Source organism: Streptomyces sp. 2114.4, from assembly GCF_900187385.1.
GTDB lineage: Bacteria > Actinomycetota > Actinomycetes > Streptomycetales > Streptomycetaceae > Streptomyces > Streptomyces mooreae.
Map to the genome: position 1 here is coordinate 3,781,613 of NZ_FYEY01000001.1, position 19,101 is coordinate 3,800,713.

21 protein-coding genes and 3 pseudogenes are annotated in these 19,101 nt (G+C 66.8%); 12 read left to right on the forward strand and 12 right to left on the reverse strand.

What is annotated here, in order from left to right; all coding sequences use genetic code 11:
- The first annotated feature begins 139 nt into the window (after positions 1 to 139).
- The gene (locus tag CFW40_RS36665; protein ID WP_143034561.1) at positions 140 to 1,516 is read left to right on the forward strand and encodes a hypothetical protein; all 1,377 of its coding nucleotides are present in this window, start codon (positions 140 to 142) and stop codon (positions 1,514 to 1,516) included.
- 890 nt (positions 1,517 to 2,406) lie between these two features.
- On the opposite strand, the gene CFW40_RS16540 is transcribed toward CFW40_RS36665, so the two are convergent.
- The 4 genes from CFW40_RS16540 to CFW40_RS38085 form a co-directional block, all read right to left on the reverse strand.
- Positions 2,407 to 2,691, reverse strand: coding sequence for a hypothetical protein (locus CFW40_RS16540; protein WP_306427433.1), 285 nt, complete (start codon positions 2,689 to 2,691; stop codon positions 2,407 to 2,409).
- 59 nt (positions 2,692 to 2,750) lie between these two features.
- On the reverse strand, positions 2,751 to 3,491 hold the full coding sequence (locus tag CFW40_RS16545; RefSeq protein WP_088802164.1) for a GntR family transcriptional regulator: 741 nt from the start codon (positions 3,489 to 3,491) through the stop codon (positions 2,751 to 2,753).
- Positions 3,492 to 3,501: 10 nt separating this feature from the next.
- The gene (locus CFW40_RS16550; RefSeq protein ID WP_306427434.1) at positions 3,502 to 3,714 is read right to left on the reverse strand and encodes a hypothetical protein; all 213 of its coding nucleotides are present in this window, start codon (positions 3,712 to 3,714) and stop codon (positions 3,502 to 3,504) included.
- A gap of 367 nt (positions 3,715 to 4,081) precedes the next feature.
- A complete protein-coding gene (locus CFW40_RS38085) occupies positions 4,082 to 4,360 on the reverse strand; it encodes a hypothetical protein (protein WP_088798624.1) in 279 nt (92 codons plus the stop codon).
- A 78-nt stretch (positions 4,361 to 4,438) separates the two neighbouring features.
- Between CFW40_RS38085 and CFW40_RS16565 the strand changes: the two genes are divergently transcribed.
- Together CFW40_RS16565 and CFW40_RS16570 are read left to right on the forward strand one after the other, a co-directional pair.
- Positions 4,439 to 5,194, forward strand: coding sequence for a GntR family transcriptional regulator (locus CFW40_RS16565; protein WP_088798625.1), 756 nt, complete (start codon positions 4,439 to 4,441; stop codon positions 5,192 to 5,194).
- Positions 5,195 to 5,437: 243 nt separating this feature from the next.
- A complete protein-coding gene (locus CFW40_RS16570; protein WP_088798626.1) occupies positions 5,438 to 5,674 on the forward strand; it encodes a hypothetical protein in 237 nt (78 codons plus the stop codon).
- Positions 5,675 to 6,019: 345 nt separating this feature from the next.
- Here the strand turns inward: CFW40_RS16570 and CFW40_RS38090 are convergent.
- Positions 6,020 to 6,262 (reverse strand): annotated as a pseudogene (locus tag CFW40_RS38090) (site-specific integrase); the annotation flags it as partial.
- 1,304 nt (positions 6,263 to 7,566) lie between these two features.
- Positions 7,567 to 8,094: a DUF5994 family protein gene (locus CFW40_RS16580; protein ID WP_088798627.1), complete on the reverse strand. Its 528-nt coding sequence runs from the start codon at positions 8,092 to 8,094 to the stop codon at positions 7,567 to 7,569.
- Positions 8,095 to 8,378: 284 nt separating this feature from the next.
- Here CFW40_RS16580 and CFW40_RS16585 point away from each other — a divergent pair, with 284 nt between their 5' ends.
- The 5 genes and pseudogenes from CFW40_RS16585 to CFW40_RS38095 form a co-directional block, all read left to right on the forward strand.
- On the forward strand, positions 8,379 to 8,927 hold the full coding sequence (locus CFW40_RS16585) for a DUF5994 family protein (RefSeq protein ID WP_088798628.1): 549 nt from the start codon (positions 8,379 to 8,381) through the stop codon (positions 8,925 to 8,927).
- 119 nt (positions 8,928 to 9,046) lie between these two features.
- Positions 9,047 to 9,322, forward strand: a complete 276-nt coding sequence (locus tag CFW40_RS16590) for a hypothetical protein (RefSeq protein WP_256331440.1) — start codon at positions 9,047 to 9,049, stop codon at positions 9,320 to 9,322.
- Positions 9,323 to 9,411: 89 nt separating this feature from the next.
- Complete coding sequence (locus CFW40_RS16595) at positions 9,412 to 9,684, forward strand: hypothetical protein (RefSeq protein ID WP_088798630.1); 273 nt, start codon at positions 9,412 to 9,414, stop codon at positions 9,682 to 9,684.
- 68 nt (positions 9,685 to 9,752) lie between these two features.
- A complete protein-coding gene (locus tag CFW40_RS16600; protein ID WP_088798631.1) occupies positions 9,753 to 10,175 on the forward strand; it encodes a YjbQ family protein in 423 nt (140 codons plus the stop codon).
- A gap of 41 nt (positions 10,176 to 10,216) precedes the next feature.
- Positions 10,217 to 10,654, forward strand: a pseudogene (locus tag CFW40_RS38095) (PP2C family protein-serine/threonine phosphatase); the annotation flags it as partial.
- 500 nt (positions 10,655 to 11,154) lie between these two features.
- On the opposite strand, the pseudogene CFW40_RS16615 reads toward CFW40_RS38095, so the two are convergent.
- The 5 genes and pseudogenes from CFW40_RS16615 to CFW40_RS16635 all read right to left on the reverse strand — a co-directional run.
- Positions 11,155 to 11,322: pseudogene (locus CFW40_RS16615) on the reverse strand (flavoprotein); the annotation flags it as partial.
- Positions 11,323 to 11,527: 205 nt separating this feature from the next.
- The gene (locus CFW40_RS16620; protein ID WP_088798632.1) at positions 11,528 to 13,033 is read right to left on the reverse strand and encodes an IPT/TIG domain-containing protein; all 1,506 of its coding nucleotides are present in this window, start codon (positions 13,031 to 13,033) and stop codon (positions 11,528 to 11,530) included.
- A gap of 374 nt (positions 13,034 to 13,407) precedes the next feature.
- Entirely contained in the window at positions 13,408 to 13,827 is a 420-nt protein-coding gene (locus CFW40_RS16625) for an arsenate reductase ArsC (RefSeq protein ID WP_088798633.1), read from the reverse strand.
- Positions 13,820 to 14,950 (reverse strand): ACR3 family arsenite efflux transporter, encoded by a 1,131-nt coding sequence (gene arsB / locus CFW40_RS16630; protein WP_088798634.1) that lies wholly within the window; start codon positions 14,948 to 14,950, stop codon positions 13,820 to 13,822. Before arsB ends, CFW40_RS16625 begins: the two co-directional genes overlap by 8 nt.
- Positions 14,947 to 15,354 (reverse strand): helix-turn-helix transcriptional regulator, encoded by a 408-nt coding sequence (locus CFW40_RS16635; protein WP_088798635.1) that lies wholly within the window; start codon positions 15,352 to 15,354, stop codon positions 14,947 to 14,949. The genes arsB and CFW40_RS16635 overlap by 4 nt, the downstream gene beginning before the upstream one ends.
- Positions 15,355 to 15,432: 78 nt before the next feature.
- Here CFW40_RS16635 and CFW40_RS16640 point away from each other — a divergent pair, with 78 nt between their 5' ends.
- Positions 15,433 to 15,909, forward strand: a complete 477-nt coding sequence (locus tag CFW40_RS16640) for an ArsI/CadI family heavy metal resistance metalloenzyme (protein ID WP_088798636.1) — start codon at positions 15,433 to 15,435, stop codon at positions 15,907 to 15,909.
- Positions 15,910 to 16,042: 133 nt separating this feature from the next.
- Here CFW40_RS16640 and CFW40_RS16645 read toward each other — a convergent pair whose 3' ends face one another.
- Positions 16,043 to 16,372 carry a hypothetical protein gene (locus CFW40_RS16645; protein ID WP_088798637.1) on the reverse strand — a complete coding sequence of 110 codons (330 nt, stop codon included), beginning with the start codon at positions 16,370 to 16,372 and terminating at the stop codon, positions 16,043 to 16,045.
- A 680-nt stretch (positions 16,373 to 17,052) separates the two neighbouring features.
- On the opposite strand from CFW40_RS16645, the gene CFW40_RS16650 reads away from it, so the two are divergent.
- The 3 genes from CFW40_RS16650 (at position 17,053) to CFW40_RS16655 (ending at position 18,960) form a co-directional block, all read left to right on the forward strand.
- Positions 17,053 to 17,748, forward strand: coding sequence for a DUF4232 domain-containing protein (locus tag CFW40_RS16650; protein ID WP_088798638.1), 696 nt, complete (start codon positions 17,053 to 17,055; stop codon positions 17,746 to 17,748).
- A gap of 207 nt (positions 17,749 to 17,955) precedes the next feature.
- Positions 17,956 to 18,084, forward strand: coding sequence for a hypothetical protein (locus CFW40_RS38100; RefSeq protein ID WP_256331439.1), 129 nt, complete (start codon positions 17,956 to 17,958; stop codon positions 18,082 to 18,084).
- 240 nt (positions 18,085 to 18,324) lie between these two features.
- Positions 18,325 to 18,960 carry a hypothetical protein gene (locus tag CFW40_RS16655; protein ID WP_088802166.1) on the forward strand — a complete coding sequence of 212 codons (636 nt, stop codon included), beginning with the start codon at positions 18,325 to 18,327 and terminating at the stop codon, positions 18,958 to 18,960.
- Positions 18,961 to 19,101 lie beyond the last annotated feature (141 nt).

Genomic DNA, 19,101 nt, shown 5'->3' on the forward strand with positions numbered 1-19,101 from the left:
CACTATGGCGATCCCCATGCTGCAGGCCGTTCGATGTGATCAGCCTGCTGTACCTTACTGGCTCAAGCAACAGCGCCAGTCAGGAATCGTCCACTGACGTCCATTATTCAGCTTCCCGCCAGAGGGGGAGGAGTGCAGAATGGAAGAGAAGGACGAAAAGCTCCTAGCAGGCAGTCTGGGGCACTTCTGGGATAACGTAAAATTGGGGGAGTTCGCAACGGAAAGAGGGGGCGGGTACATCAACAAGTTGAGCGATGGGAACGTTCAACTCGAATACTTTCTTGACCCTGAGGTCGCCCCAGATGAGACCTATGCCCTGCCCCGATGCGTGTACGGTGCCACTGTTAACGGGCGTGTCCTCTTGGTGGACTTTCTCAGGTCAAACAGAACGCTACGTTCACACGGATTGCCCTCCGTGCGTACGCAGACTGCCGGTACCGCTATTTTCGGCGCGCTACCTGAGCACGTGAACCTGGATACTCTGAGATCTATCACTGCATTCTTCCCCGGCATCACGGAGTGGTCGGGAATGCGGACGATCACCGAGAAGGCGAGAACCGACGAAAGCAGCCGAGGAAAGAGCGTCGCGCTGCACGTTGAATCTGCGCCAAGGCAGCAGCATACCCTGCCTCACGGGCGCCAACTTGCGCTCTCTTCGCACTGGAGGCTAGAGGGCAATGCCGACAACAGATCCGTTTTTGCACCCGTATCCCTCACTTGCTCAGCTAAAAAGAATAGTGCATTTAGGGATCTACTTCGGCCCTTGATTCAGGTTCAAGATATCCTGAATATTGCTCACGGAGGATTTGTGCCCGCCCGGGGCGGGCGCGTCAAGTTTGCGACAGATGAGAATCCAGACACTCACCCGCGATTCTGGAGCACTCGAATCATGCAAGCCTCGACCGGCGTCCCAGCGCGTGAACCAATGACTAGAATCCCCTTGTTCGAGTTGGATGACATTGGAGGGATTTCTGGACTCGCCAGATGGGTTAAATTTTGCGAAACGGTACCTCGAGTGCATCGAGCTCTAACCCTTAGGTACCGAGTCGGCGCTGCTGGCGTAGAAGCCAGGTTCCTGGAAGTCGCTGCTGCAATTGAATATTGGGTCGCCTCTCAAGATCGGGGCGGGGTTAAATGGTCACAGGAAAAACGTCGTCCGCTGGCTCTGGCAAAACTGGTGGGAAAGGCGTTCTCAGACTGGGTTGGTGACGCCGAGGACTGGGACGACATATTCGCTGGCACATACAATGCGGTCAAACATGATCCAGCCTTTGTGCCTGACCCGTATGCAATCAGCTACCTGGCAGAATCTGGGTGGATCCTTCTGCTATCGGCAATACTGAATCGCATATCCGCTAATAAAGTTCCTGGACGCATCGTGATCGGCAATCATAGATATTCCAGCTTGGGGGGCGAGATTCGCGACCTTCTTGTTGATCCGAACGCACAGATTAAACGGCGTGAAAAGCCAAGGCGCAAAAGGAAGCGAGGCCGCTCACAGGGAAGCAGCACGTAACAGGAAGAGAAGAATTCGAGCTTGGAATATTGTGGCCACTTGTGGGCGCTTCCCTTTCAGCTTGACTGCTACCGTTATCCGCAACGCAGATAATTACAACGACTCTGAGAGTGCCTCAAGAAGACCGAAGGACGGGCATTCTATCTGCCGGCCTGATCGATGAGTCGATCGAACCTACAAGGCAGCAGACATAGGGGGATGTATGCCGTACACGCCGCCTGATGCCAGGCCGTGGAAGAGGAAGAACTGGGCAGATGTTAAGCGAGTTGCGGCGCTTAAAGCAGCTCACGAAGGAGCCACTTGGATGGGAATCGCGCAAGCGGCAGGAATGCCGTACGAAAGACTCAGAGAGTTGCGCACTGAAGATACGCTATTCAATCACCTGCTCCTGGCGGCACGAGATGCAGGGCAACGTGGCGAAGACTTCAGGTTGTAGGATCTACCCGCAGAGTCACAGGCGCCTGGGTCCGGAGTAACCGCAGAGTGCGTCGAATATCGCAGTCATGGCGGATCCCAGAGTTATCGGCAATGCAGCAAGAGTTGTTGAGGACATACGCCGATGCTTCGTGGTCGGCATGACCGGGCTCCGGTGGGCGAGATCGCGAGACATCACCGCGAGTTCAGGCGCTCGCTCATAGAAAAGCTGGCTGGTGCCGGAGAGCTAAGGCCTGTCCCATATTCCCTGGTGGATGAGCGCGCGGCATCAGATGCAGTGCACCGCAAGGCGGAGGGACGTCCGCATACTGGATGTACTGAACGTTCCGACAACGCGGCGAGGCCCCGGTCCCCTGTCGTCGCGCGCCCGGCGGGGATTACGAGACAGCTCTCAGATCGGACAGCAAGGGAGCCCAGACGCCAATTGGGGCTCCCCTGCCGTCGATGTGTCACTGCTAGCCGAAGGCCGCCGCCGGCAGCCGAGGGCCCTCGTCGCCTCCGTCGGAAGCGGGAGGACCCGCTAGCGGCAGGCGGTGACCGCGGCTGATCGCTACACGGCGCACGTCACGCAGGGCTTCAGTCATGTCCATCGCCAAGAGCCGGACCTCGTTTGGCTCCGCTTCCCCGTCGCCGAGGACTTCGAGCGCGTGATCCAGGAGTTCGCCTGACATTTCCAGCTGCACCGCTTCGGTGTTGTCAGCCAGGCGGGACAGGTAACTGCCGCTGTCCTCGGTGCTCAAATAGCAGGGGTTGCCCTGGGGCCCTGACCACGGGAGGAGCCGCAGCTCGTTATGGGTCGTCATCCTCCGTTTGTCCTCTCGTCGGTCATGCGGTGGGTGGTGAAGAGTGCGTCGGCTCGGTCGCCGGGAAGCACCAGGAGCGCCGCCTCGACCACGCGTCCCGTGCTGTCGGCCGCCACTCGTGTGATCGCGAGAACTGCCAGGGCCGAGCTGATTCGGAGGGTCGCCGATTCCTCTGGTGTCGGAGGACGAGCGCAGACTCGTTCCCGGACCTCGGCCAGGGGCGGGCGGAGCTCTGCCAGCTTTGCCTCAACGCTCTTGCAGCAGTGCGATTCGGTGGGGACGTCGGTCGGCGACAGGTCGCGAGGGACGTAGATGCGAGCGAGGCTGTGAGGTGACTTCCTCTCGTGGCTGAGGCAGAGGAATTCGGTAAGTGGGCTGTTTGCCGACACCCCTAGCAGGCCAATCAGTTGACCGTGCGCCTGGAGGTCGGTGGTGCGAATGCTGACGCGTAACGCCGACTCGGGCGAGGGCTCCGTCCTGAGCGTGCAAGCACCGCCGACGTACGTGCTTCTGCGGCGGGGGTAGCGGACGAAGTTGCCTTTGCCGTGGATCTTCTCGACGAGCCCTTCACCCTGGAGGACCGCGAGGGCGCTCCTTAGCGTCGGCGTGCTGACCGCGTAGCGGGACGCGAGCTGGGCCTCGGACGGGAGGCGTTCGCCGGCCTCGATCCGGCCGGTCGAGATCTTGTTCCGGATGTCATCGGCGATGACGTGACGGCGAGAGGGCACGGACTGCATCACCACCTTCTCAGCGTTCGCAGGGCCACGAGCCGAGTGCGCGAAGCATGGTGAGCAGTTCGCCCGACTCGAAGCACAGACGCTTCGCTCCACCGGACAGCTGGAGGAGGTCGGTCACGCGACACGGTTGACCGCCGATCTGGATGATGTCGCCGCGCTGCACGCTCGCGGAGGTGATGTCGACAGGACCGGCCATTGCATCGCCCGGTGTCCAGCCTTTCACTGGGGCGCCTCCGTCCGGCCATTACGGTTGGCGGCCACCGTGTGGCAGGCGCAAGCGCACGCCTCGTAGACGACGGGGACGCCGATCGGTGCGGCAGCGGGGGAAGACTGCGCGCACTCATAGTGCGTACCGATCCGGCAGGAACTCGACCGGTAGGGAACGGCCTTCGTGTGGGGCACGCGAAGCTGCTGGCGAGGAGGCATCAAAGGGCCTCCGCCATCGCGAGCCAGGTGTGCGCAAAGCGTTCGCGAGGCGCGATGGGCGGCCCCACGGGCATCGGGGAACGGTGGCGCCGGCTCATCGGGACGCACCGCCCATCGGTGGGCGAGACGGCACGGCAGATACGGTTGAACACGCTGATCAGCTCCTATCGCTGATGGCCAGGCCCCCGGACATCGCCCGTCGCGGGGGCCGTTGTGCGTACGGCGGCCCATAAGGTGCGGCTGTTCAAGCTGTTGGCGAGGAGCCCGAATCGGTCGGCCTCCGCTACGGCTTCCAAGACCTCCCGCCATGAGTCGGCGGAGAGCGATTCCGGTACCTCCGCTTCGATCGACGTGAGTTCGCGGTGCTGCTCCACGCGTGGGGTGAGGCCGGCGGCGGACAACCGGGCTGCGATGTCTCCGGCTCTTAACTCCGAAGCAGGCACAGGGCAGCCTCCGTCACTGGCGATCACTTGGAGTGAAGCTAGTTAACTAGATTAGAGCTAGTGGACTAGATTTTCCATATGCCTGAGCAGCCGCCGTATCTCCGCATCGCTGACGAGCTCCGGCGACGCATCGCGGAGCATGAGTGGACGCCGGGAGACCGGCTCCCGTCACGCGCCCAGATCGCCCAGGAAAGCGGCGTCGGCGAGAACGTGATCCGCCGGGCTCAAGAGCTACTGATCTCTCAGGGAGTGCTGGAAGGCCACGCAGGATCAGGCACGTACGTCGCCGCTCCTCGTCAGCGCGTACGCATGGTCCGCTCCTCGGCACGCGAGCAGCCCAACGGCTCCCCGTTCCGCGCGGACATGAAGGCCCTGGGCAAGCAAGGGGATTGGGAAAGTCGGACCGAGGCGAAGGTCCCGGCACCGGCTGAGATCGCGTCGCGCCTCGGTCTCGACGAGGGCGACCTGTGCGTTCGCACCGTGTACGAGTTCCTGGCCGACGGGAAGCCGGTGCAGCTGTCGACGAGCTGGGAGCCGTACGACCTCACGGGCGGCACGCTCGTCGTTCTCCCGGAGGGTGGGCCACACGCCGGGGCGGGCGTGGTGAACCGCATGGCCGAGATCGGCATCACGATCAGCCACGCCGTGGAGCAGCCGGAGCCCCGGCCGGCGAATGCCGAGGAGGCGTCGCTCCTCGGCATCCAGAAAGCCAGCCTCGTCACACACATCCGGCGGACGTATTACAGCGACGGGGGACGGCCCGTGGAGACAGCGGACATCGTCGTCCCCGCTGCTCTGTGCGAGATCGTCTACGAGATCCCTCTCAGTCGCTAGGGGGCTGGGCGCTCGGCGCCCGATATTGCCGCACGTCCAGGGGCCTGTCCGATGGGTCGCGCGACTTACGGGCGCCCCTCGGCGAAGCTGACCGTTGGGTGGTCGCCGGGATGACGCGGTAGCAGGGGCGCTCCGCGGCCCCTCCAAGTCGCGGCCCTGTTCGAGTCTCTGACTATGCTGACCGCTGCGCGGTGGGTGCGAGGCGGTTGCGCCACTCCGGTTGCTCTTGGGAGAGGTGTGGGTGTGGCCAAGCCGGTACGTGCGGCTGTCGGGAAGGTGTGGATCAAGTGCACTTTCTGTCAGGGCGATCTGTTTCGGGACCGTGAGGTGAAGCTCAACAGCTCCGGCATGGAGGTCATGGGCTTCGGCTGGGCGAACGAGTCGGCGACCGGGCTGATCTGCTGGAGCTGCGGCTATGTGCACCTGTTCGTGAACAGAGACCTCGAACTGTACAAAGTGAAGAAAGAAGACAAGGGCTGATGTAAGTCCCGCTCGCAGGTGGTCGGCGAGCGCAGGCCCTCCATAGGAGCTGTCCGGTGGGTCATGGGGTGACTCACCGGAGACGCCCCAGCGCACCAGAAGCGCACCAGTTGGGGCGGAGAACCACGGTCAACAGGGGTTCGACCCGAGGGTTCCCAGCAGTGCCGCAGCGAGCCCTTTCACCTGGTCAGCGCGCATAAGTGCGGCAAACGGCCGGTGATTCCCAAGCTCAGAGCGCGGGTTCGATTCCCGTCACCCGCTCCACAGACGAAGGCCCAGTTCAGGGAGGTAACTCCCCGACTGGGCCTCTGTGTTGTCTAGACCGGGCTGAGCGCTTCGTGCCCGCTACGTGCCCGATCGATCCTGATCCGGTCCAGCCTCCGGCTTCTGCCGCGCAGCCCGCACCATGGCGTCCAGGCCGCTGGCAACCTCCTTCTGCCGGTCCAGATTCGAGTGCTGATAGAAGAGCGCGGCCTTCTCGGAGGACTGCCCCGCCCGCACCATCGTGTCCTTGAGCGTCGCACCCGATCGCGTGGTCAGCGTGTGGCCGGTGTGACGGAGATCGTAGAAGCGGAAGTCCTCCGGCAGGGCCGAGCGCTCAGGGCATGCAGGCCGGCATGGGCGAGCCGGCGTACCGCCACCGCCACGGATGCGGACGCGTAAGCGGACCGGCCCCTGATTCGCGGCTGAGGAGGAGCTCTCTGCTGCCGCGATGTGGCCGAGCCCGTCATGGACGCTCCGCCAGGTCGCCCTCCGTCGTGGCAAACGCAGGATGTTCGCGCAGACGAAATGGCGGCAACGCCATGGCGAGCAATTTTCGGCCATCCTTTGGCACAAGGAGGCGCAAGTTCCTACGAGTTCCTGCAATTAACTGCTAGTTCCGCATGGAGTGTCGTACCAGACAGGTGAATTGATGAAGGTGTTCTTCTCACCTGCGCAGAGGACATGAGTGCAGGTGGAGGCCCTGATGCCATGTCCGCTTAACCTAGTGCCGCGACCCTCGAAAACTGTCACGCAAATGCGGTGAACGGATAGCACCTGAACCCTATCCGAATGCCACCCAAGGGCAATTGAGCATGGGCCACCCTTGCCTGAACAGAAAGAAGCCCACCATGCGGCACCGGCTTCCAGGCGAGGCGCGGCATGGTGGACGAACCTATGGAGGCTCAATCATGAGTGTGCTCTATGCTCTGGGCAGTCTGTCAAACCTTGGCTCCCGGCCTTGGGTCGTCGCAGTAATCCTGATCTTGGTGATCACCTGGAGCCCGGTCGCCCAGGTGGCCAACGCCTATGCAAACGCCGTAGCCCTGGCGACTCTGGTCGGTGCCGGTTGCGGTACAGCAGCGAAGTACCGCAGCAGCCGTGAATAACCCGCGGTCACCTACAAAGGCAGGCATCTAGCCTGTATGACCGCCGCTGACCGGTCCAGCTAGAGCTACGGATCCGAAGGTGCACACGTGCCCGTTGCGTGCCCGAACACCCGGTGACTCACGGGGAATTCGGGTACGTGACGGGACCGCCAAGCAGGCCACCCGAAGGGTCATCGCAGCAGGTCAGAGCCCAGATCGCCGTTCAATCACCCCGTGATTCCCAAGCTCAGAGCGCGGGTTCGATTCCCGTCACCCGCTCCATGCATGAGCCCCAGGTCAGCGGCCTGGGGCTTGGTTATTGCCCGACCATCTTTTGGGCCGCGTGCCATTCGTGGGCCATAACGGACCGATTAACGCGCGGAGTTGGCATCCACAAGACCCTCCTGAGCGATTCGATCGTCCGCCATCTCGAGTCGCGAGACGTAACTCTTGTGGCCCCTCGGGGACGGCATCCGCGGGCTTGCCCGGCGACTCCTCTTGCCCCTGCCGCCCAGTAGCCGGACGCCGTGGCGCAGCGGGCACCTATGGGTGGTAGGGGGCGCGGGCGCGCGTCAGGTCGGCATGCCCGGCCTCCGGGTGGGCGCGACGGGTGCCGGTGTCGATGAGGATCTGCTCCGCCTGGGTGACGTTGCCGGCCTCGACGGCTCTGGCCATCGCGGCGCGGGCTGCTTCAGGTGTCGTGTGCGGCGGGACCACCAGCAGGGAGAAGTAGTCCTGGTCGCCTCGGGTGATGAGGACGGTGTCGTCACCGATCGGGAAGGAATCGATGTGCACGACCCGGTCGTCGATGACCAGACATGTCGGCAGCTCTTCCCAGGCAGCGGTGTCCAGGCCGACGCGCAGGACGGGGCCGAGATGCGCGGTCAGCGCGGCGATCAGACCGGGGAGCTCGGCGCCGATGTCGCGAGAACGCGGCCACCACGCACCGTCGAGAACTTGCTCGCGGGTTTGCGTGGTCACCAGCCGCAAGAGGCCCGTCCCGGGCCTGACTGCCTGGTGGACGGCGTCCGGCAGAACCTGCGGGACGCGGGGAGTGTCGGAGTCGGCCATGTGTGTTCGCCCGCCTTCCGGGGCGGTGCGTCCGCCCGGCGACGTGACCTCGTCACTTCACCGTACTCCGCGTGCCGGGGCAAACGCGGGCGCGCCGCACGGCGGCGGAGCCAGACCCGCGTTCGCCAGGAAAGTTCCTGGTCACACGCGCCTTCACGGACGGCTGGCTGGAGTAGAGTGAAGAGACCGGGAGTACTTCGCACACCGACTCCCACGCCGGTGTCGTTCCCGGTGAGCAACAACACCGGGACGTCGACGACGAGCCCCGGGGACTGGTCCGCGCCATGACCGCCACCATCGACCGTACGATCACCAGCGAGCGCGTACCTTCGTCACAGGCCCGCCTCTCCTTCACTCCGGCAGGATCACCTCCGGGTCTCCTGGACGGCGCCTGGTGGCCCCGCTCTCGCGATCTCTTCCGAGAACTTCCCGCTCTGACCGACGTGCTGGACGCGCGCTGGGGCCGGATCACTCGTGTCACGGTGAACCCGACCCACTGGCCCGTGGTGCCGCGAAAGGTGCCGGTGAACGGGCACACGGTGCATGTGGGCTGGTTCGCCGAAGAGCAGGACCCGAACAAGCTGATCCTTCACTCCTACACCGCGGGCCGCTGGGACCTGCTGGTGATCCCGCCGGAGACCGACGCTGCTGCCGCCACCCGGCTGATGTCCGCCGCGGCCACCCCCGGCGGCCTCCACACCGCCAGCGCGCTGATGACGAGCGAGGACACCACCCGTCACGCGCAGGAGGAGCTGCAGGAGGAAGAAGAGTGGGAGACCGACGGCGGAGCTGCCCGAACCGACAGCCGACCGAGCCCACTGGACCGCCCGTAACTCCCCACCACGAGCACCACGCCGGGGGCTGCAGATGACACCGACCTTTTCCTGACCGGGGGCGGTGGGTGTGGCGCGACGGCATCACACCCATCGATACGTCATCCTGCCGTCCCTGAATGAACGAGGCCACCGTGAAGCCACCAGAACTCCCCTCGGCCGGGCGCGCCGACGTGCGCATCGTCGCCGCCTCACCCGAAGCCGCCCGTCAGGTCGCAGAAGTTCTCCGTCATCACTTCGCAGCCACCGAACAGCGCAGCTATCCCGTCGACGACTCAGGCGGAACCCGCCTCCACCTCACTGTCGACACCACCCACACGCCGGCGCCGGCGCAGCCCTGGCTGGTGACGAGTCGATCCTCCGGGGACGCCCGCACACAGACGGACGAGATCTGAAGCCAGAGCCGCCAACGGCGGCGGGGCGGGCATACTGCCTCGCCTGCCCCACAGGCTCCGAGTCGGCGCCGGCACGAGTGGAAGCGATCATGGCAACTCTGCAAGAGCGGAAGCACTACCGCAAGGCGATCATGAAAGCCCTGTACGAGACCACGGAAGGCAATCGCTTCCTCGGTGTCACCGGGGCAAAGCTGCGCGACGATCTTCAGATCCCCGAGCAGGATCTGGCTGCTGCCTGCGCATTTCTGGTGGGCGAAGGGCTCGTCACCGTCGACTGGGCACAAGGGAACACACCCGTGATGGTCACGCTGACGCACGAGGGAATCCGGCTCATGGAAGCCGAAGAGGAGGAGCGGGGCTGACGCGAAGCGAAGGCTGTTCACCCATCCGGCCGTCAGCGCTCAGGCTCCGCGACGGGTATAGGTGAACCATGGCTGGCCCCTTCACCACCCGTACGATCAACATCACAACCGGCTCCACTGAGACCCTGCACGACCTCACCAACGCATGCTCCGCGTTCCTCCGGGAGGCCGCTCACGGGCGAAACGGACTGCTGAACATCTTCACCCCCCACGCGACGTCCGGCCTGGCAATCATCGAGACCGGCGCGGGCAGCGACGATGACCTGTTGGCGGCCCTCCGCGACATTCTTCCGGCGGACGACCGCTGGCAAGACCGCCACGGCAGTCCAGGCCACGGCAGGGCCCACATGCTCCCGGCTCTGGTCCCACCGCACGCCACATTGCCCGTAGTCGACGGTGAGCTGGAGCTGGGGGCGTCACAGTCCGTCGTACTGGTGAACACCGACCGGGACAACTCGGAACGCCAAGTCCGGCTGTCTTTCCTCAGCTGACCACACGACCCTGACCTGGCCTTCACCCCCTTGACGAGGGCAGACTTGCCGGCCTCGTCGCCGACCTGCTGGTCACCAAGCACAGCTACCCGACCGGTTCTTCCTCGCCCGGCGCCGCGAACCGATGAGCTCGGCCGCGGAGATCCAGTGGTCCCTGCTACCGCCGCTGGCGATGTCCGTCCCGCAGGTCGCGGTGGCGGGAATCCTGGAGCCCGCCTACAACGTCGCCGGCGACAGCTCCGACTACGCCCTCAACGAGCACATCCTGCACGTGGCCACGATCGATGCGATGGGCCACCGGCCTGGATGCCGCCACCATGGCGACCGTCGCCATCGGCGCCTACCGGCACGCCAGACAACGCCGCAGTCGGCCTGTCCGAGATCTACGAGTTCATGGACCGGGCCATCGCCGAGCAATCGGGCCCGACGACTTCGTCACCGCGCAGATGATGCGCCTCAACATCGCAACGGGCCACCTGAGTCCGGGCGCGGTATCGCGCTGACCGACCGCCTGCCCCTCTGCCACGGGGCCGAGCACACCACCTGCGGCAAATGCGTCTGGGCCGAGGTGCCCTCCCAGCAGAGCGGTCTCATCGAATGCCGGTTAGCCCGCCACTGTCCGGAAGACCACTCGAAGGGCAACCGCTGTGACGACCGCCTTCTAGAAGCGCGACCTATTCGCCCGCTGTGCGGCGGAGGCGCTCGACTTCGGCACGGAGCGCGGAATTCTCCGCCTCCAGTTCGGCCTTCGTGCGGCGACCTACGCTGCCACGCCGTGACACCCCGCCTGCACCCCGGGAGCGAGCCCGCTCTCGGACCGCGCGACGCATTCTTCGTGGCCTGCACACCACACGCCTGCCGCCTGTGAGCGAATTCGCTTTCCCGAAGGGGGAGTTGCCCACCAGGCCGAACGCGTCGGCCACGGCACCACCACCCTGCTGGCCAGGGCCGCTGCGCAACGGGAACTGAACAACGGTGATCACGCTCGCCCCGACACCTCCGGAGCGAGCAGCTCCAACGCCTCCTCCCAGTGGAAACGGTCCGCTCCGCCACCGGCCGGCCGGTGCGGACCGTACGAGCCGATCAAGACGCCCATCTCGCACAACCGGTCCAGACTCTGCCGGTACGCGGGGTGGGCGGCCTGGACGGTCGCGCTGACGTCGTGCAGGGCCACGTGGGGGCTGCAATTCGCCCAGGTCTCGGGGCCCGCCGCCATCAGCACCAGCTCTGGCAGCCGGCTCGCCGCAGGACGAATGGTCCTGCGGCGAGCCTCGCCCGGACACGGGGCGGCCGGCCGGTGGCAAGGGGCCCGGGGCTTTCGAAGGGGCACCCGGGAACGGGGCGTGCGGACGCTACCGTCCGGTGTAGGTGAACTCGTCGTCCGGGCTGGTGGGAGAGGTGGCCTTGCCGACCGTCACGGTGATGTTCACCGTCTGGTGGACGTCCAGCTGATCGGGCGCGGTTGCGGTGAGCTGGCCGGTGGAGACGAACTTGACCGAGCCGGACGCCTTGTCCTTGAAGTGCACGGTGGCGCCGTTGGCGAAGCCGGAGCCGTTGATGGTGACCGGGGTGCCGGCCTTTCCGCCGGCCGGGTTGACCGAACGGACCACCACAGGTGCGGGTCCGCCATAGGCGAACTGCGCCATGTCAATAGCCGGGGAGGTGCCGAGGGTGTTGGTGACGCGGACGTGGACGACGCCCGTACCGGTGGGGACCTTGGCGGTGATCTTGAGGCCGGAGGGGTCGATGGTGACGTCGCGATCGGTGCAGGCGAAGTGGCCGAAGTCGACCTTGCTGTCCTGGCTGAAATACGTGCCGTTGATGGTCACCGTCTCGCCTGCGGCGCCGAAGGTGGGGCTGATGTCGGTCACCACCGGCGGGGAAGGCACGTCAGGCGCCCCCACCAGCTCCAGGTAGGTGGAGTTGGCGTGCTGGTAGGCGACCTGGCCGAGGAAGTCCTGGGTGGTCTTGTTGACCAGCTTCTCGGAAAGGCTCGTGTATCCGGTGTTCATCAGGCAGAGCGTGCCGGGCTGGACGTAGATGTTGCCGTTGGTGCGCTTGGCGATCGCCCCGATGAGCAGCTTCACTTCTTCGGTCGCCTGGGGTCCCGGGCTCGGGTACCAGCCGGTGGTGGTGTCGAGATCGGCCCACGCGTGCGGTACCAGGTCGTAGGCGTTGTTCTGGCGCTCGTCGATGACCCAGGGCAGGGAGTTGAAGTAGTCGACGAAGCTCTGCACGCCGGCGGTGGGAGCGGCATAGGTCATCACCGCGAACTTCGGCTGTTTCGGCCAGGTCTGTGCCTGAAGGTACGGCGCGAGCATGCTGGCGATGCAACCGCCCAGGCTGTGACCGGTCAGATAGACGGTCGGCTGCGGCGAGGAGGGCGCCGCCTTGAGCGCGACGGAGAGCGCCTGAGCGAGCGTGACGTTCGGGGAGGGAGAGGCGATCGAGCGGGTGGTGACCACTCGTGTGAACGCGTCCTTTGCCCCCTTGGAAACGTAGACGGGCTTCGGCGATCCGCTTTCGGGGAACGGGACGACCGTGCCGACCTCGAGGTCTTCGAGGATGTCGGTCCAGTCGGCGTCCGTTCCGCGCGCGACCACGGCGAACTCGTTCGAGCCGTTGGTGCTCCGTACGAGGTAGGCCATATTGGCGTTGGCCTCGCTCAGGGCGAGCCACACCAGCTCCCACTCGTCCTGGGTCGCCAGGGTGGGATCGTGCAGTTGCGCGTTGATGCCGGTGATGATGCGGTTGGTCTGCTGCTCCAGGGTTTCCCCGGAGGGACGCGGGGTGTTCCCGGTGGCTGCAAGGGCAGCCAGCGTCATGGTCACCTGGGCGATTGCCGGATCGGATGCCATCGTCGTTCCTGCTCCTCGGAGGTTTGCCGGTGCGGAGGCGCGACGGCCTTTCGGCAGCATCAGGGCAGGTCTGTGCCGAACCGACCGTCGGAGTGGATCGCCCACCATCAGAGCGCCCCTATCCGTTGCCCGGTGCTTTTCCTGCCTTGAGGTTGACCAGGTCCACCTTGCTGGCCGCCCGCCATACGTGTGTGCGGTTTGCCGCGCCCGTGCGCGGCGCGGTCGCCGGGGCTGCGGTGTTCACGGGCAGGCCCGGGGCGGCGGCCCGGGCAACGATGCCGTGGCGGCGGATGGGCGCGGCCGAGCGATCGCCGCGGTCGGCAGGGGCGGCCGTGAGTGGCAGACGCTCCGGCGTCAGCGGCCTCGCGGCCTGCTCATGTCCGTCCCTCAGGGGCGATCTCGTCGAGCAGTCCGCGAATCCGCTGCTCGATGTCGTCGCGGATGGGCCGTACGGCCTCGACACCCTGCCCGGCGGGATCGGGCAACTGCCAGTCGAGGTAACGCTTCCCGGGAAAGACCGGGCAGGCGTCGCCGCAGCCCATCGTGATCACGACGTCGGATGCCCGCACGGCCTCGACGGTGAGCACCTTGGGCGCCTCGGCCGAGATGTCGATACCCACCTCAGCCATTGCCGCGACCACGGCCGGGTTCACCGCATCCGCAGGGGCGGACCCGGCAGACCTCACCTGTACCCGTTCGCTTGCAAGGTGCGTCAGGAACGCGGCGGCCATCTGTGAACGGCCCGCGTTGTGGACGCAGACGAACAGCACGGCAGGAAGGACGACTTCAGACACGTGCGGGGCCTTCCTCGGCCAGAGGCGCAGGGGCGGTGAAGAAGCGGCGGGCGTACAGCGCTACGTAGACGAGGCCGATCAGTACCGGCACCTCGATGAGGGGGCCGACCACACCGGCCAGCGCCTGGCCGGAAGAGGCGCCGAACGTGGCGATGGCCACGGCGATAGCCAGCTCGAAGTTGTTGCCGGCGGCCGTGAACGCAAGCGTGGCCGCCCGCGGGTAGTCGAGGCCGACAGAGCGTCCGAGCGCCATGGAGCCCGCCCACATCAGGGCGAAGTACACGAGCAGTGGCAGCGCGATCCGGGCGACGTCGAGCGGCTGCGAGGTGATCGCACCGCCTTGCAGCGCGAAGAGAATGACGATCGTGAACAACAGGCCGTACAGCGCGAACGGACCGAGGCGCGGCAGCAGCTTCGCCTCGTACCAGCTGCGCCCCTTGGCCTTCTCCCCGATTCGGCGGGTGAAGTAGCCGGCGGCGAGCGGAATACCGAGGAAGATCAGCACGCTCCGTGCGATCTCCCACACGGACACGTCGAGGGCGGACTGTTCAAGGCCGAGCCATCCGGGCAGCACGGACAGGTAGAACCAGCCGAGTGCCGAGAACGCGATCACCTGGAACACCGAGTTCAGCGCGACCAGGACGGCTGCCGCCTCACGGTCGCCGCACGCAAGGTCGTTCCAGATGATGACCATGGCGATACAACGGGCCAGCCCCACGATGATCAGGCCCGTGCGGTACTCGGGCAGATCGGGAAGGAACAGCCACGCCAGCGCGAACATCAGCGCCGGAGCGACGAGCCAGTTCAGCAGCAGAGAGGGCAACAGCATCCGGCGGATGGGGGTCTCCCCTGCTCGACCGGAGTCGAGAGCCCTGGGACGGGTGACGGTGTCGAGGCGGTCGTAACGCACCTTGGCGAGGACCGGGTACATCATCACGAGCAGACCGAGCGCGATGGGCAAGGACACCCCGGTGACGGTGACTTCGGCGAGCGCATCCCCGAGACCGGGGACGACGCGGCCGAGACCGAGACCGAGGGCCATCGCAGCGAGAATCCACACGGCGAGGTACCGGTCGAGGAACGAGAGCCGGCCGGCGACCGCCGTCCCGGGCACGGCGCTCATGCGGTCCCTCCGGCGGCCTCGGCAGGAGCAGGCAGGGGCTCTCCGGCGGGGCGGGTGAGGATGCCCGCGAGGCGGTCCGTCATCTCGGGCAGCAGCCAGTAGTAGACCCATGTGCCGCGGCGCTCGCAGTCAATGAGACCGGCCTGCCTCAGCAGCTTGAGGTGGTGCGAGATCGTCGGCTGTGACAGGTCGAACGCGGGGGTCAGGTCACAGACACAGACCTCGCCGCCGGCCCGCGAGGCGATCATCGACAGCAGGCGCAGCCGTACCGGGTCGCCCAGGGCCTTGAACACCTTCGCCAGCTCTTCGGCCTGCCCCTCATCGACGGGAGCTGTCAGCAGCCCTGGGCAGCACCCGCCTGCTTCATCGGCCGGACCGAGCACCACCCGCTCTTGTTTCGACATTCTTCTATGTTGACGTTTTTCGATTCAGGGCGCAAGCTTGCATCGAAAGACATCAATGCAAGCCGTGGGGAGACCGCCATGTCCCGCGCACAGCTCGCCCTTCGCGTCAGCGACCTAGAAGCGTCGATCACGTTCTACTCGAAGCTGTTCGGCAGCGGACCGGCGAAGCGACGCGACGGCTACGCCCATTTCGCCCTCACCGAGCCACCCCTGAAGCTCGTACTGATCGAGGGCGAGCCCGGACAGGAGACCCGCCTCGACCACCTCGGCGTCGAGGTCGATTCCACGGACCTGGTGACGGCCGCGACGACCCGCCTCAAGGACGCCGGACTCGCCACGTTCGAGGAGACCGACACCTCGTGCTGCTACGCCCTGCAGGACAAGGTGTGGGTGCACGGCCCCGGCAAGGAGCCATGGGAGGTCTACGTGGTCAAGGCCGACGCCGGCACACTCGGCACGAGCGCCGGTCCGTCCGCAGGCACCGGCAGTGACGCCTGCTGTGCGCGCAAGACAGCGGACGCGGAGCCTGTCACGGGTTGCGCCCGCGGAAGCTGATACCCGGCACTTGCCCACAGCACCAGCTGGGCACAGGACGCACCGGACGGGAAGGACCCGGCCGGGAGAGCGGTCGCGACGTTCAGGCGGTGACGCCGCTCGGCCCTTCCGCCTGCCCGGCGCGTGCCCGCCGTCAGGCCACGCAACGGGCGAAAGCCTGCACCCTGCCGGATTGGTTCGCCTCGTTCTCGAAGCGAATCGTCCACCGTCTGTCGCCCGCCGCGCGGTTGCCCGTCACATCGATGCTGGCGGAGGAGACGAGCCAGCCACCGCTGACGGCAAAGGTGCCCCTGGGGCAGGTGACAGTGACGGTCTCGGTCTGGTTGGCCCCGATGGAATGAACCGGGCTCTCTGCGGTGAAGACGCGGGGGCGCGGGTTTTCGTCATCGGCCAGTGCGGGGGACGCCAGGCCGACGGCCAACGCGGGTGCAGCGGCCAGGGCGAGGAGCTTGGTGCGGGACATGCTGTGACCTCTCTGAGTGGTTCGTGCGTTCTCTGCGAATCGAACGCACCAGCCCAGGCTAGGAATGGGGCGGACGGAACCGCCATCCGATGCGCCCCATTGGAGTGACGGAATGCGCATCACCGGTGACTGATCGCGGTGGCGCCGCCCGGGGGGCCGACCTCCAACTGACCGACGCACGCTGCCCTGTTGAGCAGAGCTCAGCGACCGTCACGCTCCTAGCGTGTATCAAGGGGTGCAGTAGTTCCCCGTCGGGTCATCTGCGGGCCGCGTAGGGCGCTCAAGGCCACCGACACGCCGACCACCGATGCCAGCTTGGCTCGTCGGAAGCCGGGTGCCCCTTCCCACCGGTGAACAACGTCGCCCCGCCGGCCCGGCGTTCAGTCGATGGCGAGGCGTCGGCAGGTCCGGCTGTCACCGGTCCGGCAGGACGCATGTCCTGCGTGCACGTCACGTGCGGTCGCTTGCCCGCGTCCGACGTGGCGTCGCCAGGCGCACGACGACCGGGCGTCAGCTCGGGGGCGGCCATGCCCACGGCTCGGCCTCACCCGTTCGCGCGCGGTGTGTTAGCGGGACGTGAGTGAGGTGTTCACGGAACGTCAGTGCCCCCGGGAAGAGTGGTGTGCACACCGCGGGAACGGCCAAGGCGACTCCCGCACGAGATGCAGGGGGAACCCGATATGCGTACGTCCCGGATTCGTAGCGCCGCCCTGGCCGCCGTCACCGCCGCGCTGGCGCTGGGCCTGACCGCCTGCAACGGCGCCGACGGCGGCACGAAGGCGGCGGGTGGCGACAACGCCGCCGGCAGCGCGCAGAGCCAGTCCGCGTCCGGCGGGGGCGGCACGGGCGGCGCGGAGCAGGCCAACGGCGGCGGTGACACCAAGGGGAGCGCGCGCTCGACGACCGCCTCGGGCGGGACGGGCGAGGTCGCGGGCAAGGGCACCACGGCCGCCGCCGGGCAGTGCCGCGGCGACGAGATGCTGCTCACCGCGGTGCACCGGTTCGCCGGGCAGCAGGGCGACCACCTGCTGGTCACCGCGACGAACAAGGGCACCAAGCCCTGCTGGGTCACCTCCTACCCGGCCGTGAAGCTCGGCGAAGCCGAGGGCACCGCACTGCCGCACTCGAAGAAGGACAACCCCGGCGGCGGCAAGCACCTCACGCTCCAGCCCGGCGGCAAGGCATACACCGCGGTGAACCTCTTCGACTACGGCTCGAAGCACCAGACGGCACAGTCGTTCGCCCTCGCGCTGCGCGGCGCGGACGGCCACACCGGCCCCTCCTACTCCGTCGCCCTCAGCGGCGCCAAGCAGCAGTTCAGCTGGAACGAGGCCGATGTGCTGAACTGGAGCACCACGAAGCCGTACAACTTCTGAGGGCAGGGTTTCGCGTCAGGCGGTGGTGCGCGCCGCGGCGAGGTCGAGGGCGATGTCGGTGATCATGACTTCCGGCCGCCGATCAGCTTGCGGCGGGCCGACCGTACGGCTCCCGGGTTCCCGCCGGGAAGCCGCGGGCACCACCGGGCTTTCCCTGTCCCGGCGTGCCCCGACGTACGCGGCGCCCTGGGTAGAGCGCACACCTGCATGGCGAAGTCCGGCTTCGACTACCCGGACGCCCTGCAACGCCTCGAGGACAACCTCGCCCGCACGGCCGCACGTTCCCCGGAAGCCGCCCCGGCACCGACCCCGGACGCCGGCACGACGACCGGCTGACCACCGGCTGACCACCGGCTGCGACCGGCTGACCACCGGCTGCGACCGGCTGAGGCGGAGATCGCCCACGGAGGCGCACGCCGCCCGTCACGCTGTCGTCGGCGGCACGCACCCCGCGGCTGGTGCGCCGCGGTGTGCCATCGCGGCGCATTAGCCCCCCGTTAGCGAAACGCCAACAGGATCTCGAAAACTGATGGTGCTTCAGACGCAGGACGAGCGAACAGAGCAACAGGAGTCATGATGAACGCCGCCACCACCAACCGCTTCCGCGGCCGCGCCGGCCGCCGCATCGCCACCGCCATCGTCGTCGCGGCGGCGCTGGGCCTGGGGGCCACGGCGTGCGGGGAGGGCTCCAAGGCGGCGGGTGCCGCCGGGTCCTCGGGCTCTTCGGCCGCGGCCGGCTCGCAGCAGGCCTCGCCCCAGGCCTCGCCCCCGGCCGGGTCCACGGGCGGATCCTCCTCGGGCCAGTCCGGCTCGCAGGGGCAGAACGGCGGCACGTCCGCCACGGCGTCGTCCGCCGCGAAGGCGGGCAGCGGGTCCGGCTCAGGCGGGGGCGGCCATGCCCAGGCGGGTAACCGCCGCACGATCGTCGGCAAGCTGGAGTACCTTGCGCCCGGCAAGCTGATCGTCAAGCCGCAGAGCGGCGGCATGGACCAGGCGTTCTTCGTCGCCAACGCCACCACGGTCCTCGGCGCGGCCGCGATCTGCTCCGGCGACGGGGGCAGTGTGTCCATGGGCGGGGACGGCTACGGCACCGCGAAGTGCACCGTGGAGCAGCTGGAGAAGGCCGCGAAGACCGGCAGCGTGACCGTCCGCGTCACCATGGACCGCAAGTCCGGCGCCGCCGAGACGGTCGAGGAGAAGTACCACCCGTAAGCCCTGCACCGTGCGCCCCGTAGGCCCCTTCCCGGCCTACGGGGCGCACGGCCATGCCCGGCGGCCACAGGCAATCACCGGTCAAGGTGCGGAAAGGCGCACGTACGGCCCCCGCGGAGACACGTACGGCCCCCGCGGCGA

Excerpts from the sequence above, each read along its gene's own strand:
- CFW40_RS36665 (WP_143034561.1), top strand. The coding sequence starts at position 140 with ATGGAAGAGAAGGACGAAAAGCTCCTAGCAGGCAGTCTGGGGCACTTC.
- CFW40_RS16580 (WP_088798627.1), bottom strand. The coding sequence starts at position 8,094 with ATGGCCGACTCCGACACTCCCCGCGTCCCGCAGGTTCTGCCGGACGCC.
- CFW40_RS16650 (WP_088798638.1), top strand. The coding sequence starts at position 17,053 with ATGCGTACGTCCCGGATTCGTAGCGCCGCCCTGGCCGCCGTCACCGCC.
- CFW40_RS16545 (WP_088802164.1), bottom strand. The coding sequence starts at position 3,491 with ATGCAGTCCGTGCCCTCTCGCCGTCACGTCATCGCCGATGACATCCGG.
- CFW40_RS16645 (WP_088798637.1), bottom strand. The coding sequence starts at position 16,372 with ATGTCCCGCACCAAGCTCCTCGCCCTGGCCGCTGCACCCGCGTTGGCC.
- CFW40_RS16565 (WP_088798625.1), top strand. The coding sequence starts at position 4,439 with ATGCCTGAGCAGCCGCCGTATCTCCGCATCGCTGACGAGCTCCGGCGA.
- CFW40_RS16590 (WP_256331440.1), top strand. The coding sequence starts at position 9,047 with ATGAACGAGGCCACCGTGAAGCCACCAGAACTCCCCTCGGCCGGGCGC.
- CFW40_RS16620 (WP_088798632.1), bottom strand. The coding sequence starts at position 13,033 with ATGGCATCCGATCCGGCAATCGCCCAGGTGACCATGACGCTGGCTGCC.
- CFW40_RS16655 (WP_088802166.1), top strand. The coding sequence starts at position 18,325 with ATGAACGCCGCCACCACCAACCGCTTCCGCGGCCGCGCCGGCCGCCGC.
- CFW40_RS16600 (WP_088798631.1), top strand. The coding sequence starts at position 9,753 with ATGGCTGGCCCCTTCACCACCCGTACGATCAACATCACAACCGGCTCC.
- arsB (WP_088798634.1), bottom strand. The coding sequence starts at position 14,950 with ATGAGCGCCGTGCCCGGGACGGCGGTCGCCGGCCGGCTCTCGTTCCTC.
- CFW40_RS16640 (WP_088798636.1), top strand. The coding sequence starts at position 15,433 with ATGTCCCGCGCACAGCTCGCCCTTCGCGTCAGCGACCTAGAAGCGTCG.
- CFW40_RS38100 (WP_256331439.1), top strand. The coding sequence starts at position 17,956 with ATGGCGAAGTCCGGCTTCGACTACCCGGACGCCCTGCAACGCCTCGAG.
- CFW40_RS16585 (WP_088798628.1), top strand. The coding sequence starts at position 8,379 with ATGACCGCCACCATCGACCGTACGATCACCAGCGAGCGCGTACCTTCG.
- CFW40_RS16635 (WP_088798635.1), bottom strand. The coding sequence starts at position 15,354 with ATGTCGAAACAAGAGCGGGTGGTGCTCGGTCCGGCCGATGAAGCAGGC.
- CFW40_RS16595 (WP_088798630.1), top strand. The coding sequence starts at position 9,412 with ATGGCAACTCTGCAAGAGCGGAAGCACTACCGCAAGGCGATCATGAAA.